This window comes from Pseudomonas sp. TE21394 (assembly GCF_054057835.1).
On sequence record NZ_JBSRZR010000001.1, the window covers coordinates 4,410,080 to 4,424,832 of the forward strand.

14 protein-coding genes are annotated in these 14,753 nt (G+C 65.9%); 13 read left to right on the forward strand and 1 reads right to left on the reverse strand.

The window, feature by feature from the left end:
* Window positions 1–115: 115 nt before the first annotated feature.
* The 13 genes from ACVWZT_RS20275 to ureG all read left to right on the forward strand — a co-directional run bounded on the left by ACVWZT_RS20275 (window position 116) and on the right by ureG (window position 13,874).
* Window positions 116–1,501, forward strand: a complete 1,386-nt coding sequence (locus ACVWZT_RS20275; RefSeq protein ID WP_457471014.1) for a hypothetical protein — start codon at window positions 116–118, stop codon at window positions 1,499–1,501.
* Window positions 1,501–2,874, forward strand: a complete 1,374-nt coding sequence (locus ACVWZT_RS20280) for a GntR family transcriptional regulator (RefSeq protein ID WP_457471015.1) — start codon at window positions 1,501–1,503, stop codon at window positions 2,872–2,874. Before ACVWZT_RS20275 ends, ACVWZT_RS20280 begins: the two co-directional genes overlap by 1 nt.
* A 126-nt stretch (window positions 2,875–3,000) precedes the next feature.
* Window positions 3,001–4,650 (forward strand): VRR-NUC domain-containing protein, encoded by a 1,650-nt coding sequence (locus ACVWZT_RS20285; RefSeq protein ID WP_296232929.1) that lies wholly within the window; start codon window positions 3,001–3,003, stop codon window positions 4,648–4,650.
* Window positions 4,647–6,920, forward strand: a complete 2,274-nt coding sequence (locus tag ACVWZT_RS20290; protein ID WP_457471017.1) for an ATP-dependent DNA helicase — start codon at window positions 4,647–4,649, stop codon at window positions 6,918–6,920. Before ACVWZT_RS20285 ends, ACVWZT_RS20290 begins: the two co-directional genes overlap by 4 nt.
* Before the next feature lie 234 nt (window positions 6,921–7,154).
* Entirely contained in the window at window positions 7,155–8,069 is a 915-nt protein-coding gene (locus tag ACVWZT_RS20295; protein ID WP_296232926.1) for a site-specific integrase, read from the forward strand.
* 230 nt (window positions 8,070–8,299) lie between these two features.
* The gene (locus ACVWZT_RS20300; protein WP_457471019.1) at window positions 8,300–9,133 is read left to right on the forward strand and encodes an urease accessory protein UreD; all 834 of its coding nucleotides are present in this window, start codon (window positions 8,300–8,302) and stop codon (window positions 9,131–9,133) included.
* Window positions 9,134–9,142: 9 nt separating this feature from the next.
* Complete coding sequence (locus ACVWZT_RS20305; protein ID WP_186674355.1) at window positions 9,143–9,445, forward strand: urease subunit gamma; 303 nt, start codon at window positions 9,143–9,145, stop codon at window positions 9,443–9,445.
* Window positions 9,446–9,464: 19 nt separating this feature from the next.
* The gene (locus ACVWZT_RS20310; RefSeq protein WP_457471021.1) at window positions 9,465–9,782 is read left to right on the forward strand and encodes an urease subunit beta; all 318 of its coding nucleotides are present in this window, start codon (window positions 9,465–9,467) and stop codon (window positions 9,780–9,782) included.
* A complete protein-coding gene (ureC, locus tag ACVWZT_RS20315; RefSeq protein ID WP_457471023.1) occupies window positions 9,779–11,482 on the forward strand; it encodes an urease subunit alpha in 1,704 nt (567 codons plus the stop codon). The genes ACVWZT_RS20310 and ureC overlap by 4 nt, the downstream gene beginning before the upstream one ends.
* A gap of 10 nt (window positions 11,483–11,492) precedes the next feature.
* Window positions 11,493–12,002, forward strand: a complete 510-nt coding sequence (gene ureE / locus ACVWZT_RS20320) for an urease accessory protein UreE (RefSeq protein WP_296232922.1) — start codon at window positions 11,493–11,495, stop codon at window positions 12,000–12,002.
* A 17-nt stretch (window positions 12,003–12,019) separates the two neighbouring features.
* Window positions 12,020–12,565: a HupE/UreJ family protein gene (locus ACVWZT_RS20325; protein WP_296232921.1), complete on the forward strand. Its 546-nt coding sequence runs from the start codon at window positions 12,020–12,022 to the stop codon at window positions 12,563–12,565.
* The gene (locus ACVWZT_RS20330) at window positions 12,565–13,239 is read left to right on the forward strand and encodes an urease accessory protein UreF (protein ID WP_296232920.1); all 675 of its coding nucleotides are present in this window, start codon (window positions 12,565–12,567) and stop codon (window positions 13,237–13,239) included. Before ACVWZT_RS20325 ends, ACVWZT_RS20330 begins: the two co-directional genes overlap by 1 nt.
* Before the next feature lie 11 nt (window positions 13,240–13,250).
* A complete protein-coding gene (gene ureG / locus ACVWZT_RS20335; protein ID WP_296232919.1) occupies window positions 13,251–13,874 on the forward strand; it encodes an urease accessory protein UreG in 624 nt (207 codons plus the stop codon).
* Between the two features lie 69 nt (window positions 13,875–13,943).
* Here the strand turns inward: ureG and ACVWZT_RS20340 are convergent, their stop codons facing one another.
* Window positions 13,944–14,672 carry a DUF899 domain-containing protein gene (locus ACVWZT_RS20340; protein ID WP_457471026.1) on the reverse strand — a complete coding sequence of 243 codons (729 nt, stop codon included), beginning with the start codon at window positions 14,670–14,672 and terminating at the stop codon, window positions 13,944–13,946.
* Between the last annotated feature and the right edge of the window lie 81 nt (window positions 14,673–14,753).

The window sequence follows — 14,753 nt, forward strand, 5'->3', positions numbered from 1 at the left end:
TACGTCATTACTTCCATTTAGTTGTAGGAAATTTCTTCTGGAAACGCCGAGGCATTTGCTCGAGCAATTCACTGTTCGGCTTGCTTGGGTAGCTTGAAGTTGATGAGGTGATTTCGTGACTGCTATTCACGACCAGGCAATGCACTATATCTACCAGCAGGTGCTCGAACGCTTGCTGAGTCACATGTCCCAGGCCCAGCGTGCCTCCTTGCAGTTGCTGATACAACGGTTGCTGGTTGCAGCAGGTGGGCCCGAATACATCGGCACCTTCCGCCTGCTGGTGCTGCAGGGCAGCGACCGCCGTAGTACGCGGCTACTGGCCATGCTGCGTGCCGCGCAGTTGAGCATTGCCCTGCGTGCGCCGGTCACCTTCCAGTTGCGGGTGCTGGTGGTCAGCTTGCCGAGCGCGGACCGCGCTACGCTCGAAGGCCATGAACGCTGCTTCAGTGGCCTGTTCATGCAGGATGATCAACGGGTGCGGCTGGAGATGATCGAGGGGCGCGAGGTAGTGCCGTTCAGCTGTCGGCCTGCGGCTGCAGGCGAGCGGTGGCGGCAAGCGCGGGATGCCATGCTGGTCTTTGGCCACCTGGTCGATGCCACGCCCGAAGCCCTGTTGGGTAGCCGGCTGCATCTGGAGCTGGCCGAAACCGTGGGCCTTGCACTGCGGGACCAGGCGCCTGCCGACGTCCTGGTCACTGCCGTCCCCGCGCGGCAGCGGCGCAAGTATCTGGCCTGGGCCCGGCGCAGCCTGCGCCTGGCAGGCGCGCACGGTTCGCAGCAGGTGCATCAGTGCGTGGCAACGCTGGCCCAGGGGTTGGGCTGGCTGCACGGCACCGTCGACGGGGCGCTGGACGCGCAGGGCGAACCTGCCGCAAGCGTTGTCACGGAAGAGGCGCCGGTGCGGGTGTTTGCCATCGACGACCTGCTACCCCATCTGCTGGATGTGCAACAGCTCGACGTGATGCTCGGCTGTTGTGACGAGGGCGCCCGGGATGCCTGGCCGCTGGCGGCGTTCATCGAACCGTCGGCGTTGGTGCAATTGCATGAACTGTACGACTACAGCCTGGAACCACAGGCCGATCGACCTGCCCTAAGCCTGGCTGGCAAGGCTGGCGACAATCGCCACGGCGATGTGCAGCCGGTGCAGTTTGGCAAAGCCTACGGTATCAACCAGACCCAACTGGTGTGCGTACTGTTCAGGCCGTTCGCCAGGCAGGGGAGGAACCTCGAGCGGTTCCTGCAGTGTCGGCATGCCGACATGCTGGTGGCGTTGCCCTATCTGCACCGGGCCCTGCAGGGTAAAAGCTGCCCGGAGGCGGTCAAGGACTGGCTGGTCAACACCAGCGGCCTGTCGCTGGGGCAGCTGCGGGCGATCTATGGCGGGCGTTTGCGCCTGACGGCCTGGCGCCTGATGAGCAACCTGGCGCAGCGCGATATCCACCTGCGCTGGGTGCCGCGCTGCGCGGCAGGGCGGTGGCGTGATGTGGCGGGGCAACCCTGATGGCGCGGGCTGTTCGCGGCGAGTTTGCCTATCGCAAGGTGTACCGCTACCTGATAGCGCTGATCGACGAGGCGCCGGCGGCGGGCACATGCCGTTTACCGTCGCTGCGCGCGCTGTCGCGCCGGCTGAGGGTATCGCTGGCCACCGTGCAGAGCGCCTACAACCTGCTGGAGGAGGAGGGCCGGGTACAATGCCTGCCGAGATCGGGTTACTACATACAAGGTGCTGCGACACGTGCAGCTGCGGCCATGCCCCACCAGGCGCCATTGCCGGCGCAGCCAACGCTCGAACGTGCCCTGTTCAGCCATGAACGGCGCCTGGCGCGCCAGCGTGCGCACAGTGCCGCGGGCTGGGCAGAACTCGGCAGCGTCCGTCTGCGCAATGCGCTGGCAGCGCGTTACACCCGTTCCTCCGGCCAGTACTGGCGTGCCGAGGACGTACAACTGGCCCCTGATGTTCCCGCGCTGCTGGAAACATTGCTGGCAGCGCTGGCCTTGCAGGGGGAGACCGTGCTCGTCCATTCGCCCTGCTGTCCGCAAGTGCTGCGGGCCCTGGAACGCACCGGCATGCGCGTGCTGGAAGTGCCGGCAGACCCGCGCGGTAACCCGGACCTGCGTACCTTGGCCCGGCTGCTGGAAAGCGAACCAGTGGGCATGGTGGTCATGCCGTCGTGCCTTGGCATGCCTCAGGGGCGTCTGGTCACGCCACACTGCCAGCAGCAGCTGGGCGAGCTGTTGGCCCGCCACCCGGTGTGGCTGCTGGAAAACGATCTGGACAGTGACCACTGCTACTGCGGGCCCCCGACCAGGCGCCTGCGTGACTGGGCCGACCCGCGCTGGTTGCTGGTAATGGGGGCGTTCGAGGCTGTCATAGGGGCCGAGGCCCCCTATGCCTATGTTCTGGGGCAGGGGGCCGTGCTGGCCGGGGCGTTCGCCGAGCGCGGGTTCCGGCTTGCGCCACTGCGCCTGCAGGCGCTTGCGCAGATGCTGGGCAGGGGTGAGGTCGAGGCGCAACTGGTCCGCTTGCGAACGGACCTGCAACGACGCGCGCAATGCCTGGCGCGTGCGCTGGAGCTGCAATTCGGCCAGCGCGTGGTGCTGGAAATGCCCGAGGGCGGGCAGGCACTCTGGGTGCGTTTTCGCCAGCCGCTGGTCTGGGAAAACATTGTCGCGGCGTTGACTGGCTCGGCACTGCATGCGCTTGCGGGCGGGCAGTTCAGCCTGCAGGGGCGGTATCAGCAGTACCTGGCAATGGTATGGGTTGGCGAGCAGGCGGAGGTCCTGCAACAGGCCGTGGAACGCCTGGCCCAGGCGTTGGAATTGCGCTGCGGGCGGCCCGCCGGGACGGTCGGTCGAGGGGCGCGGGAGCAGTGATGGAACAACGCCGGGCGCTGCGCAGCTGCCGCGCCGAGGGTTGACCGCGGCACGACCTGCGGCACTTGTCAGCCAGTTGATCTGTATGTATAACCAGTATCCATTCCAGCCGCCTGACCCAGCCCAGTGATCGCCCATTCCGTCGATGACCCGTTCTACTACCTGCACAACTTCCGCCAGGTAATGCAGTGGGTAGAACAACGCTACGCAGACCTGCTCGACGATCAGGACCTGGGTTTCATCCGCGCCTTCAGCCAGCTGGCTGTCCCGGCGCAGGCCCTCATGGTGCGCATGGTCATGCGCAAGGGCGAGCTGTTTCGCAGCGACCGCCTCGACTACGCCGAAATCGGCGACACCGGGCAGGCGCTGCAGCCGTTGCTGGCCCTCGGCTGGGTGCAGGAGCCCGGGCAACTGGCGCTGGAACAGCTGTTCACCCTGTTGCGCAAGGACGAACTTGCCCGCTGTTTTGCCCGGTACCTGAGCCGTCCGCGTGCCGCCAAGCATGAACTGCTGGCACAGCTGCAACCGCTGGGCCTGCAAGCCCGGGCACTGACCGAGTGGTTCCCCGACAGTGGCGTGCGCATCCTGCAGTGGTGCCAGCAGCCCTTGTGTGACCGCATGCGCCTGCTGTTTTTCGGCAACCTTCACCAGGACTGGTCTGACTTCGTCCTCGCCGACCTGGGCTTGTTGCGCTATGAGCAGGTGCCATTCAGCAACGATTCGCGAGCCTTGCAGAAACGCGCCGAAGTCGACCTGGCCATGGCCTTGCACCAGTGCGCAGAGCGTCTGGAGCAGGGCGACGACCCGGGGGCGATCCTCACCGCCTTGCACGGCCTGCACAGCGACAACCCGTGGCTGGCCCGGCGTCATGCGCGCCTGCAATTCGCCCTGGGCCAGCAGTGCGAGCGCCAGGGCGACTGGGTGCAGGCCATGGCTGTCTACGCGCAATGCCAGCATGCCCAGGCGCGCATCCGCCAGGTGCGGGTGCTGGAGCGCAGCGAGCAGTGGTCCGAGGCGCATGCCCTGGCGCTGCACATGGCGGCGACACCGGCCAACGCACTGGAAGTGCAGGCGCTGGAGCGCATGTTGCCACGCCTGGCACGCAAGCTCGGCGGCCCGCCACAGCCACGCCGGCGTGAGGCTGCCCTTGAACTTATCGAGCTGGAACTACCACGCGAACACGCCGCACTGGGGGTGGAGGAGGCCGTGCGCCAGCACCTGGCCGAGGACGGTGGACCGGTGCATTACGTGGAGAACACGCTGTTCAACAGCCTGTTCGGCCTGCTCTGCTGGGAGGCGATCTTCGCCCCGGTGCCTGGCGCGTTCTTCCACCCGTTCCAGGCTGCGCCCCAGGACCTGCATGACAGCGACTTCCAGCTACGGCGCAGCACACTGTTCGAACGTTGCCTGGGGCGGCTTGACGACGGTAGCCATCACCAGGCCATTCTCGACTGCTACGCCGCCAAGCAAGGCTTGCAATCGCCCTTCGTGTTCTGGTCCATGCTCAGCGAGGCGCTGCTTGAACAGGCGCTGGCCTGCCTGCCCGCGGTGCATCTGAAGCAGTGTTTCCTGCGCCTGTTGCAGGACATCCGCAACAACCGCGCCGGCATGCCCGACCTGATCCAGTTCTGGCCCGGGGAGGGCCGCTATCGCATGGTCGAGGTCAAGGGCCCCGGCGACCGCCTGCAGGACAACCAGCTGCGCTGGCTGGCGTTCTGCCGGGCGCACGGCCTGCCTGTCGCGGTATGCCATGTGCGCTGGAGCGATACGCCGTGAGTTACAGCGTGGCGGTGCGCGCCCTGTGCGAATTCAGCGCCAAGGTCGGCGACCTGGACCTGCGCTTCACACCATCGCCCACCGCCCAGGAGGGGATCGAGGGGCATCGGCGAGTCGTGGCACGGCGCGCTGCGGGCTACGAGTCGGAAATCGCCCTGGAAGGGCACTTCGAAACCCTGAAGGTGCGTGGCCGCGCCGATGGTTATGACCCTGCCTGCAATCGCCTCGAAGAGATCAAGACCCACCGAGGCGACCTGGCGCGCCAGCCGGCCAACCATCGCCAGTTGCACTGGGCACAGGCCAAGGTCTACGGCTGGTTGATGTGCCAGGCACGGCAACTGTCGGCCATCGAGGTGGCACTGGTATACCTGGACGTGGACACCGACGGCCAGACGCTGGTCAGCGAGCACTGCACCGCCGCCGAACTGCAAGCCTTCTTCGAAACCCAGTGCCAACGCTTCCTGGTTTGGGCACACCGGCAGGAGCAGCGCCTGGCCGAGCGTAACCAGGGCCTGCAGGCGCTCGGCTTCCCGTATCCGGCGTTTCGCCAGGGGCAGCGCCAATTGGCAGAAACCCTGTACAAGGCGGTGAGCACTGGCCGTTGCCTGATGGCCCAGGCCAGCACCGGCATCGGCAAGACCCTCGGCACCTTGTTCCCGCTGCTCAAGGCCATGGCGCCGCAGCAACTGGACAAGCTGTTCTTCCTCACGGCCAAGACGCCAGGCCGGGCCCTGGCCCTCGATGCCATGCAGCAGATCACCGAGGCCACGCCGCAACCGGCCCTGCGCACGCTGGAACTGATCGCCCGCGACAAGGCCTGCGAATACCCGGAAAAGGCCTGCCACGGCGAGTCCTGCCCGTTGGCGGCGGGCTTCTACGATCGCCTGCCCGCCGCGCGCGAAGCAGCGGCCGCGTTGCCGCTGCTCGACCGCGCACAGCTGCGTGACGTGGCCCTGGCGCACCAGGTGTGCCCGTACTACCTGGGCCAGGAAATGGCGCGCTGGGTCGACGTGCTGGTAGCGGACTACAACTATTATTTCGATGCCCACGCCTTGCTGTTCGGCCTGACCCAGGCCAACCAGTGGCGCGTAGCGGTGCTGGTGGACGAGGCGCACAACCTGGTCGAGCGCGGGCGTGGCATGTACAGCGCCAGCCTCGACCAGGCTCAGTTGCTGGCACTGCGTCAGAGCAAGCCGCCTGGGCTGGTCAGTGCGCTGGACCGCTTGAACCGGCAGTGGAACGCGCTATACAAGGAGCAGCGGGCGCCTTACCAGGCCAGCGACGCGCTGCCGGATGGGCTGTTGCGCGCACTGCAGCAGTGCATCGGGCTGATCCAGGAGCAGATGAACCAGGCGCCTGGGCAAATCGACCCGCAAGTACTGCAGTTCTTCTACCAGGCCTTGCAGTTCAGCCGGGTCGCCGAACTGTTCGACGAGCATTTCCTGTTCGACATCAGCCAGCGCCAGGGGCCGCGCAAGCGGCGGCTGGCCAGCCTGAGCCTGCGCAACGTCAACCCGGCGCGCCTGCTGGCCCCGCGCATGCAGGCGGCGCGCAGCGTGACGCTGTTTTCCGCCACGCTGAGCCCGCGGCATTTCTACAGCGACCTGCTGGGCATGCCGGCAAATACCGCCTGGCTGGAGGTGGCGGCGCCGTTCCGCGCCGAACAGCTGCAAGTCCGTATCGCCAGCCAGGTGTCCACCCGCTACCAGCAACGCCAGGCCTCGCTGGCGCCGATCGTCGCGCTGATTGCCGAACAGTATGCGCGGATGCCCGGTAACTACCTGGCGTTCTTCAGCAGTTTCGAGTACCTGCAGCAGGTGGCCACACTGCTGGCCGAGCAGCATGCGAGGATTCCCTGGTGGCGCCAGGAGCCCGGTATGGACGAAGCCGCCCGCCAGGGCTTTCTCGACCGCTTTGTGGCGGATGGCCGTGGCGTCGGTTTTGCCGTCCTGGGTGGTGCCTTCGGTGAGGGCGTGGACTTGCCCGGCACGCGGCTGATCGGCGCGTTCGTCGCCACGCTCGGGCTGCCGCAGGTAAACCCAGTCAATGAACAGTTCAAGCAGCGCCTGGGCCGGCAGTTCGGTGCGGGCTTCGATTACGCCTACCTCTACCCGGGTGTACGCAAGGTCATTCAGGCAGCGGGCCGGGTTATCCGCGGTGACCAGGACCGAGGCGTGCTGGTGCTGATCGACGAACGTTTCGCCGAGCCCCGGGTTCAGCAGATGTTCCCGGGATGGTGGCCAGTGGCCGAGCAGCTGAGTGCTGGTTAGCCCGCATGCATCGCTTGGGCATCCCGGTTGGTTCGGTCAGGAGGCTGCATTTGGGGTAAGATCACGATCCGTGCCAGCTGCAAACCCCTTTCATATCAAGGTGATGGCATTGTCTCAGAGTGATGATGAGTTGCCTGCGGCACTATCATGTCGTCTTCTATGTCTGTCGTTTTGGCTTGCTTCAGGGGCTGGTGCGGTCCGCCGTTGCCAACGCTTCGTTACAGGATTCACGTTTTGTCCGATCTCTCGAAAAACCCGCTGCTGCAGTACATGGCCCGCCTGGCCCCATCCAGCCAGCAAACCATGCGCTACATTCTTCAGGACGCTGCCGATCGACTGGGTTTTGTCGACTGCAATATCGTTGACGTGCCCTGGCACCGGCTCGAGCCTGGCCATGTGATCGCCCTGGTCGCGGCGCTGCGCGCCGATGGTTACGCGCCCAACAGCTCGTCGCTGTACGTCAATGCCATTCGCGGGGTGGTGAACGAAGCCTGGCGTCAGGGGCTGATCGAACATGAACAGTTGTTGCGCATTCGCGAGGTCAAGCCGGACAGTGGCAGCCGCCTGCCACCGGGGCGCAACCTGCGGCGTAGCCTGATTCGCGAGCTGATGGATGTATGCGCGGCCGACCCCCGGCCACAGGGCGTACGGGATGCGGCGATCATTGCCCTGCTTTACGGTACCGGCATGCGCAAGTCCGAATCGGTGGACATCGATCTCGGCCAGGTCGATTTCGAGGCGCGTAGCCTGCAGGTGCTGGGCAAGGGCAACCGCCAACTGATCAAGTACGCGCCGCCATGGGCGTTCGAGAAGTTGCAGGCGTGGCTCGACCTGCGCCGCCAGGACCTGCCGGCAGGCGCCGAGGACGACCCGTTCCTGTTCAACCGCATCCGCCGTGGCAGCCACATCACCCGGGCGCGTATCACCAAGCACGCCATCTATTACATCGCACGCCAGCGCGGTGCCCAGGTAGGGGTGAAGATCATGCCACATGACTTCCGCCGGGCATTCATTACCCGGGTGATCGAAGAGCACGACCTGTCGATTGCGCAGAAACTCGCGCACCACGCCAATATCCAGACCACGGCCATCTATGACCGGCGTGATGACAACGAGCGTCGGCGCGCGGTGGACCGCTTCGACTACTGAGCACCTGAACAGGGCCCGATCACGCCCCTGCTTTGTGCGCCAACCCCCCCGTATGCCCGAAACCCGATCAGCTGGCACGGATGTTTCATCTTCGTTCACCTGCGAAGTTGGCCCACAACCTGCTATATCCAGCCTGCGAATTTGATCGAGTGGTCAGGCCGCGCGCGCCCCAGGCGTGCATGCCTGACCCTCTAAACGGCCAGCAGGCCACGGATTTCAGGGGCCGCAGGATGTCGCTCGCGGAGCAGATCGAACAAACACTAGACGACACTGGCTGGAGCGCCTACCTGCAGTTGCGCTTCGTCAGGCGCGACACGGTGACCCGCCTTGGTGCGTGGCGGCATTCCGGACCTCTTCTGGTGCAGCGGCCTTTCTATCCGGAAGGTGCGCCGTGCCATGTCTACGTGCTGCACCCACCCGGCGGCATCGTCGGCGGCGACCGCCTGGAACTGGACATCCAGCTGGAGCCGGGCAGCCACGCGCTGCTGACCATGCCCGGCGCGAGCAAGTTCTACCGCAGCATCGGCCCGACCGCGCGGCTGGCACAGCGCTTTCACCTGGCCGCCGGCAGCACCCTGGAGTGGCTGCCGCAGGACAGCATATTCTTCTCCGGCGCCCGCGCCAGCCTCGACAGCCGTTTCACCCTCGAGCCGGGGGCACGCCTGCTGGCCTGGGAAACCCTATGTCTGGGGCGCCCGGTGATGAGCGAGCGTTTTGACCAAGGTGCCGTCGACAGCCGCCTGCACATCGAACTGCCCGACGAAGTGGGCCTGCACGAGCGCCTGCGTGTCGAAGGCGGGCGCCTGGAGAAGCTTGGCGGGCACCCGCTGCTGGCCACCTTTTGCGCTGCACCTGCCGACCAGGCCGTCCTGGGGCAGGTTCGCCCGCTGCTCGAACAACTGGGCAACCCGGCCGGCGCGACCCTGCTCGGGTCGTTGCTGGTGATACGTCTGCTCGACCATGACAACCAACACCTGCAACGCACCCTGCAACGCCTGTGGCATGTGCTGCGCCCGGCTGTCCTTGGCCTGCCTGCCTGCCCCCCGCGTATCTGGGCCACCTGAGAGAGCGCCATGGAGCTTACCCCGAGAGAGAAAGACAAACTGCTGCTGTTTACCGCCGCGTTGCTGGCGGAGCGGCGCCTGGCCCGTGGCTTGAAGCTCAACTACCCGGAAGCGGTAGCGCTGATCAGTGCCGCAGTGCTCGAAGGCGCTCGCGATGGCCGCAGCGTAGCCGAACTGATGAGCCTGGGGCGCGAAGTGCTGACCCGTGAGCAGGTGATGCCGGGCATTGCCGAAATGCTCCACGACGTGCAGGTCGAAGCGACCTTCCCGGATGGCACCAAGCTGGTGACCGTGCATGACCCCATCGTCTGAAATAGCCAAGGAGCCCTGCATGATCCCAGGTGAAATCCAGGTCGCCGACGGCGACATCGAGCTGAACAGCGGCCGCGCGACGGTCAGCGTCAGCGTGGCCAACCATGGCGACCGGCCGGTGCAGGTCGGCTCGCACTATCACTTTTATGAAGTCAACCAGGCGCTGGTGTTCGACCGCGCGCCGACCCTGGGCTTTCGCCTGGACATTGCCGCCGGCACCGCGGTGCGCTTCGAGCCGGGGCAGGCGCGCACCGTGCAACTGGTGGCCTACGCCGGCAAGCGCGAGGTATATGGTTTCCAGGGCAAGGTGATGGGTGCGCTGGAGGGCAAGGCATGAGCCGTATTTCACGCCGGGCCTATGCCGACATGTTCGGCCCCACCGTGGGCGACCGCGTGCGCCTGGCCGACACCGCGCTGTGGGTCGAGGTCGAGCAGGATTTCACGGTCTATGGCGAAGAGGTCAAGTTCGGTGGCGGCAAGGTCATCCGCGACGGCATGGGGCAGGGCCAGATGCTGGCTGCCGAGGCCATGGACCTGGTGCTGACCAACGCCCTGATCATTGACCACTGGGGTATCGTCAAAGCCGATATCGGTATCAAGCGCGGGCGCATCGCGGTGATCGGCAAGGCTGGCAACCCCGATGTGCAGCCGGGCGTCACTGTGCCGGTGGGGCCGGGTACCGAGGTGATCGCGGCCGAAGGCAAGATCGTCACCGCAGGCGGCGTCGATTCACATATCCACTTCATCTGCCCGCAGCAAGTGGACGAGGCGCTGAACAGCGGCGTGACCACCTTCATTGGCGGTGGCACCGGCCCAGCCACCGGCACCAACGCCACCACTTGTACCCCCGGCCCCTGGTACCTGGCGCGCATGCTCCAGGCCGCCGACAGCCTGCCGATCAACATCGGCTTGCTCGGCAAGGGCAATGCTTCGCGGCCCGAAGCGCTGCGCGAGCAGATAGCCGCCGGCGCCGTGGGCCTGAAACTGCACGAAGACTGGGGCTCGACACCGGCGGCCATCGACTGCTGCCTGGGGGTTGCCGAGGAAATGGACATCCAGGTGGCGATTCACACCGACACACTGAACGAATCCGGCTGCATCGAAGACACCCTGGTGGCGATCGGCGAACGCACCATCCATACCTTCCACACCGAAGGGGCTGGCGGCGGGCATGCGCCGGACATCATCCGCGCGGCGGGGCAGGCCAACGTGTTGCCGTCCTCGACCAACCCGACCCTGCCGTACACGGTCAATACCGTGGACGAGCACCTGGACATGCTCATGGTCTGCCACCACCTGGACCCGAGCATCGCCGAGGACGTGGCCTTTGCCGAGTCGCGCATCCGCCGCGAGACCATTGCCGCAGAAGACATCCTGCACGACATGGGCGCCTTTGCCATGACGTCCTCCGACTCACAGGCCATGGGCAGGGTGGGCGAGGTGGTGCTGCGTACCTGGCAGGTCGCCCACCAGATGAAGCTACGCCGTGGGCCACTGGCGCCGGACACCAGCTACAGCGATAACTTCCGGGTCAAGCGCTACATCGCCAAGTACACCATCAACCCGGCGCTGACCCATGGCATCGGCCATGAAGTGGGCTCGGTGGAAGCGGGCAAGCTGGCCGACCTGGTGCTGTGGTCGCCGGCATTCTTTGCGGTCAAGCCGGCGCTGGTGATCAAGGGTGGGATGATCGTCACCGCCCCCATGGGCGACATCAACGGCTCCATTCCCACGCCACAACCGGTGCACTACCGGCCGATGTTCGGCGCCCTGGGCGCGGCGCGGCATGCCACGCGCATGACCTTCCTGCCGCAGGCGGCGATGGACCGCGGCCTGGCCGAGCAACTCAACCTGCGCAGCCTGATCGGCGTGGCGCAGGGCTGCCGTCGGGTGCGCAAGCCCGACATGCTCCACAACACCCTGCAACCGCTGATCGAAGTCGACGCGCAGACCTACCAGGTGCGTGCCGATGGCGAACTGCTGGTGTGCGAGCCGGCCCGCGAACTGCCGCTGGCCCAGCGCTATTTCCTGTTCTGAAGGAGGAACGATGATTGTCTTGACCCGCCGAATCAACGACCCCGGCACGCACGGCGAAACCGGCAGCGTCACCCTTGATGTGGACAGCCGGATCAAGAGCCGCCTGCGGGTAACCCTCGATGATGGCCGCGAAGCCGGGCTGATGCTTGAGCGCGGCCACCTGCTACGCGGCGGCGAACTGCTGGGCGACGCCGAGGGCACCCAGCTGATCCGCGTGCTGGCGGCGCCGGAGGCTGTGTCCACGGTGCGCTGCGCCGACCCGCACCTGCTGGCGCGCGCTGCCTATCACCTGGGCAACCGCCATGTGCCGTTGCAGATCGAACCCGGCCTGTTGCGCTTCCAGCACGACCATGTGCTCGACGACATGCTGCGTGGCCTGGGCCTGACGGTGGAGGCCGAGCAAGCGCCGTTCGAGCCGGAGGCGGGGGCCTATCAGAGCGCATCGCATAACCATAGTCATGGCCATAGCCATGGTCATGCGCACGATCACCCGTTCGTGCGCTTGCCCGCCCATTCCTGAACTGCCTGGAGCAACCAATGAAAAAGACGTTCGCCCTGTTTCTGCTGATGCTGGCGCTGCCGGCTTTCGCCCACCCGGGCCACGACAGCCAGCCGCTGCAGGATGGCTTGCTGCACCCGCTGACCGGTCTTGACCACCTGCTGATGTTGCTCGGCACCGGCGTACTTGCCGCGTTGACCCGGCGCAGCCTGGCGCTGCCTGCAGCTACCCTGGTGGCCATGTTCGGCGGTGCGCTGTGTGGTCATCTGTTCGGCGACGTATTGGGCATGGAAACCCTGATCGCCGTGTCGCTGCTGGTGGCTGCAGCGGCCGTGTTGCTACCCGCTCGGCAACTGCTGCTGGCCATGGCCATGCCGGTGTTCGCCCTGTTCCATGGCTGGGCCCATGGCGTGGAAGCGACGCCAAGCGCGTTCTGGCAGTTCAGCGCCGGCTTTGTCGCCGTCAGCGGGTTGCTGCTGGCGGTCGGCTTTGCCGTCGGTTGCCTGTTGCGCCGCCACAGCGGCTTGCAGAAAGCCTTTGGCGGTGGCCTGCTGGCCGGCGCCGCACTGGTACTGGCCGGTTGATGGACAGCGACCTGGCGTTGCTGCGCCTGCTGCAGCTGGCCAGCCCGGGCTTGCCGGTGGGCGGCTTCACCTACTCGCAAGGCCTGGAGTGGGCGGTCGAGGCGGGTTGGGTCCGCGGCGTGGACGGTTTCGCCGCATGGCAGCGTGAACAGATCGACGACACCCTGGCCGGCCTCGACTGGCCGGTACTGGCCCGCCTGTATCGCGCCTGCCAGGCCGAGGACGCCCTGGCCTTCGGCCACTGGAGCCGGTTCCTGCTGGCCAACCGCGAAACCGCCGAGCTGCGCCTGGAAGAACAGCAACGCGGTGCGGCGTTGGCACGGCTGCTCGACGGCTGGCAGCTGGGCCAGGATCCAGCCTGGCGTGCCAGCCTTGAGCTTACCCAGCTGGGCGGCATGGCCTGGCTGGCCGCGCACTGGGCAATCCCGCTGCGCCAATTGGCCTTGGGCCATGCCTTTGCCTGGTTGGAGGGCGCGGTAATGGCCGGGGTCAAGCTGGTGCCGTTCGGCCAGCAGGCTGCCCAGACCTTGCTACGCGAACTGGGCGCAGGCTTGCCGGCCGCCCTTGACCAGGCCTTGGCCCTGGGCGATGACCAGCTCGGCAGTGGCTTGCCGATGTTGGCGATTGCCTCGTCGCGTCACGAAACCCAATACACCCGTTTGTTCCGCTCTTGAGGACTGCCTGCATGCAAAGCTATCAACAACCCCTGCGCGTCGGTGTCGGCGGCCCGGTCGGCTCCGGCAAGACCGCATTGCTCGAGGCCTTGTGCAAGGCCATGCGTGACCACTACCAGATCGCGGTAGTGACCAACGACATCTACACCAAGGAAGACCAGCGCATCCTTACCGAAGCCGGTGCCCTCGAGCCGGAGCGCATTGTCGGCGTGGAAACCGGCGGCTGCCCGCACACGGCGATACGTGAGGACGCCTCGATGAACCTGGCGGCGGTCGAAGCACTGGCGCGCAGGTTTGGCAACCTGGAGGTGATTTTCGTCGAAAGTGGCGGTGACAACCTCAGCGCCACGTTCAGCCCGGAGCTGGCCGACCTGACCATCTACGTGATCGACGTGGCTGAGGGCGAGAAGATACCGCGCAAGGGTGGCCCCGGGATCACCAAGTCGGACTTCCTGGTCATCAACAAGACCGACCTGGCGCCTTATGTGGGCGCCTCGCTGGAGGTGATGGCGCGCGATACCCAGCGCATGCGCCCGCAGCGGCCGTGGACCTTCAGTAACCTCAAGAAGGGCGAGGGGCTGCAGGCGGTGATCGATTTCATCGTCGAGCGCGGCATGCTGGGCGTGCGCGCGTGATGTGACAGCTTGTAGGGGCGACCTCGTGTCGCGCAAGGCCGCTCCTACCAGCGCTGCGCTCGGCTTGGGTCATTCGTGGCAGCAATGGCCTGGCTCTGCCTGCCCTTGATAGCGGTCATGGTGCCGTACCCAGTCCATGGTCCCGCCTTCGTTGCGCCCCAGTGGCGCGATGTCGAGGAAGTTGTAGGTATTGACCAGGATATCCAGCCCGCGCGCATAGGTGGAGTAGGTGTGGTACACACTGCCATCCGGCTCCCGGTAGAACGCGCTCAGCCCGGGCAACTCGCTTTCCTCACCGTCATACGGCGCGTAGTTGTACTGGCGCTGGCCTTCGCGGCCAACACTCACCCCGAAGTCTTCGTTGAAGCTGCTGCCGTGTGCTGAATACCAGGCAAAACGCCAGCCCATGCGCTGGCGGAACGCCTGGAATTGCGCATACGGTGCCCGCGACACTGCTACCAGCGACACGTCATGGTGCGCCAGGTGCAGGTTGGCGCCATCAAAATGGTCGGCGAGGAACGAGCAGCCGGGGCAGCCTTCGGTCCAGCCCTCTGCGAACATGAAGTGGTAGACCAACAGCTGGCTGCGACCGGCAAACAGTCCAGCCAGGTCCAGTTCGCCATCGGGCCCTTGGAAGCGATAGTCCTGCTCGACCTTTACCCAGGGCAAGGCGCGACGCGCTGCGGCCAGCGCGTCGCGGTGGTGGGTAAAGGCCTTTTCGTGCAGCCACAGCTGCTGGCGGGCCGCCAGCCACTGGCTGCGGGAAACCACCGGGTGCCTGCTTTCGCTGGTGCTCATGGTGCTGTCTCCGCTCTAGGGGTTCACACACTGGTCGAGCACCGGTGGCCAGAATCGACAGGCAATACTGGCAGCCCGATG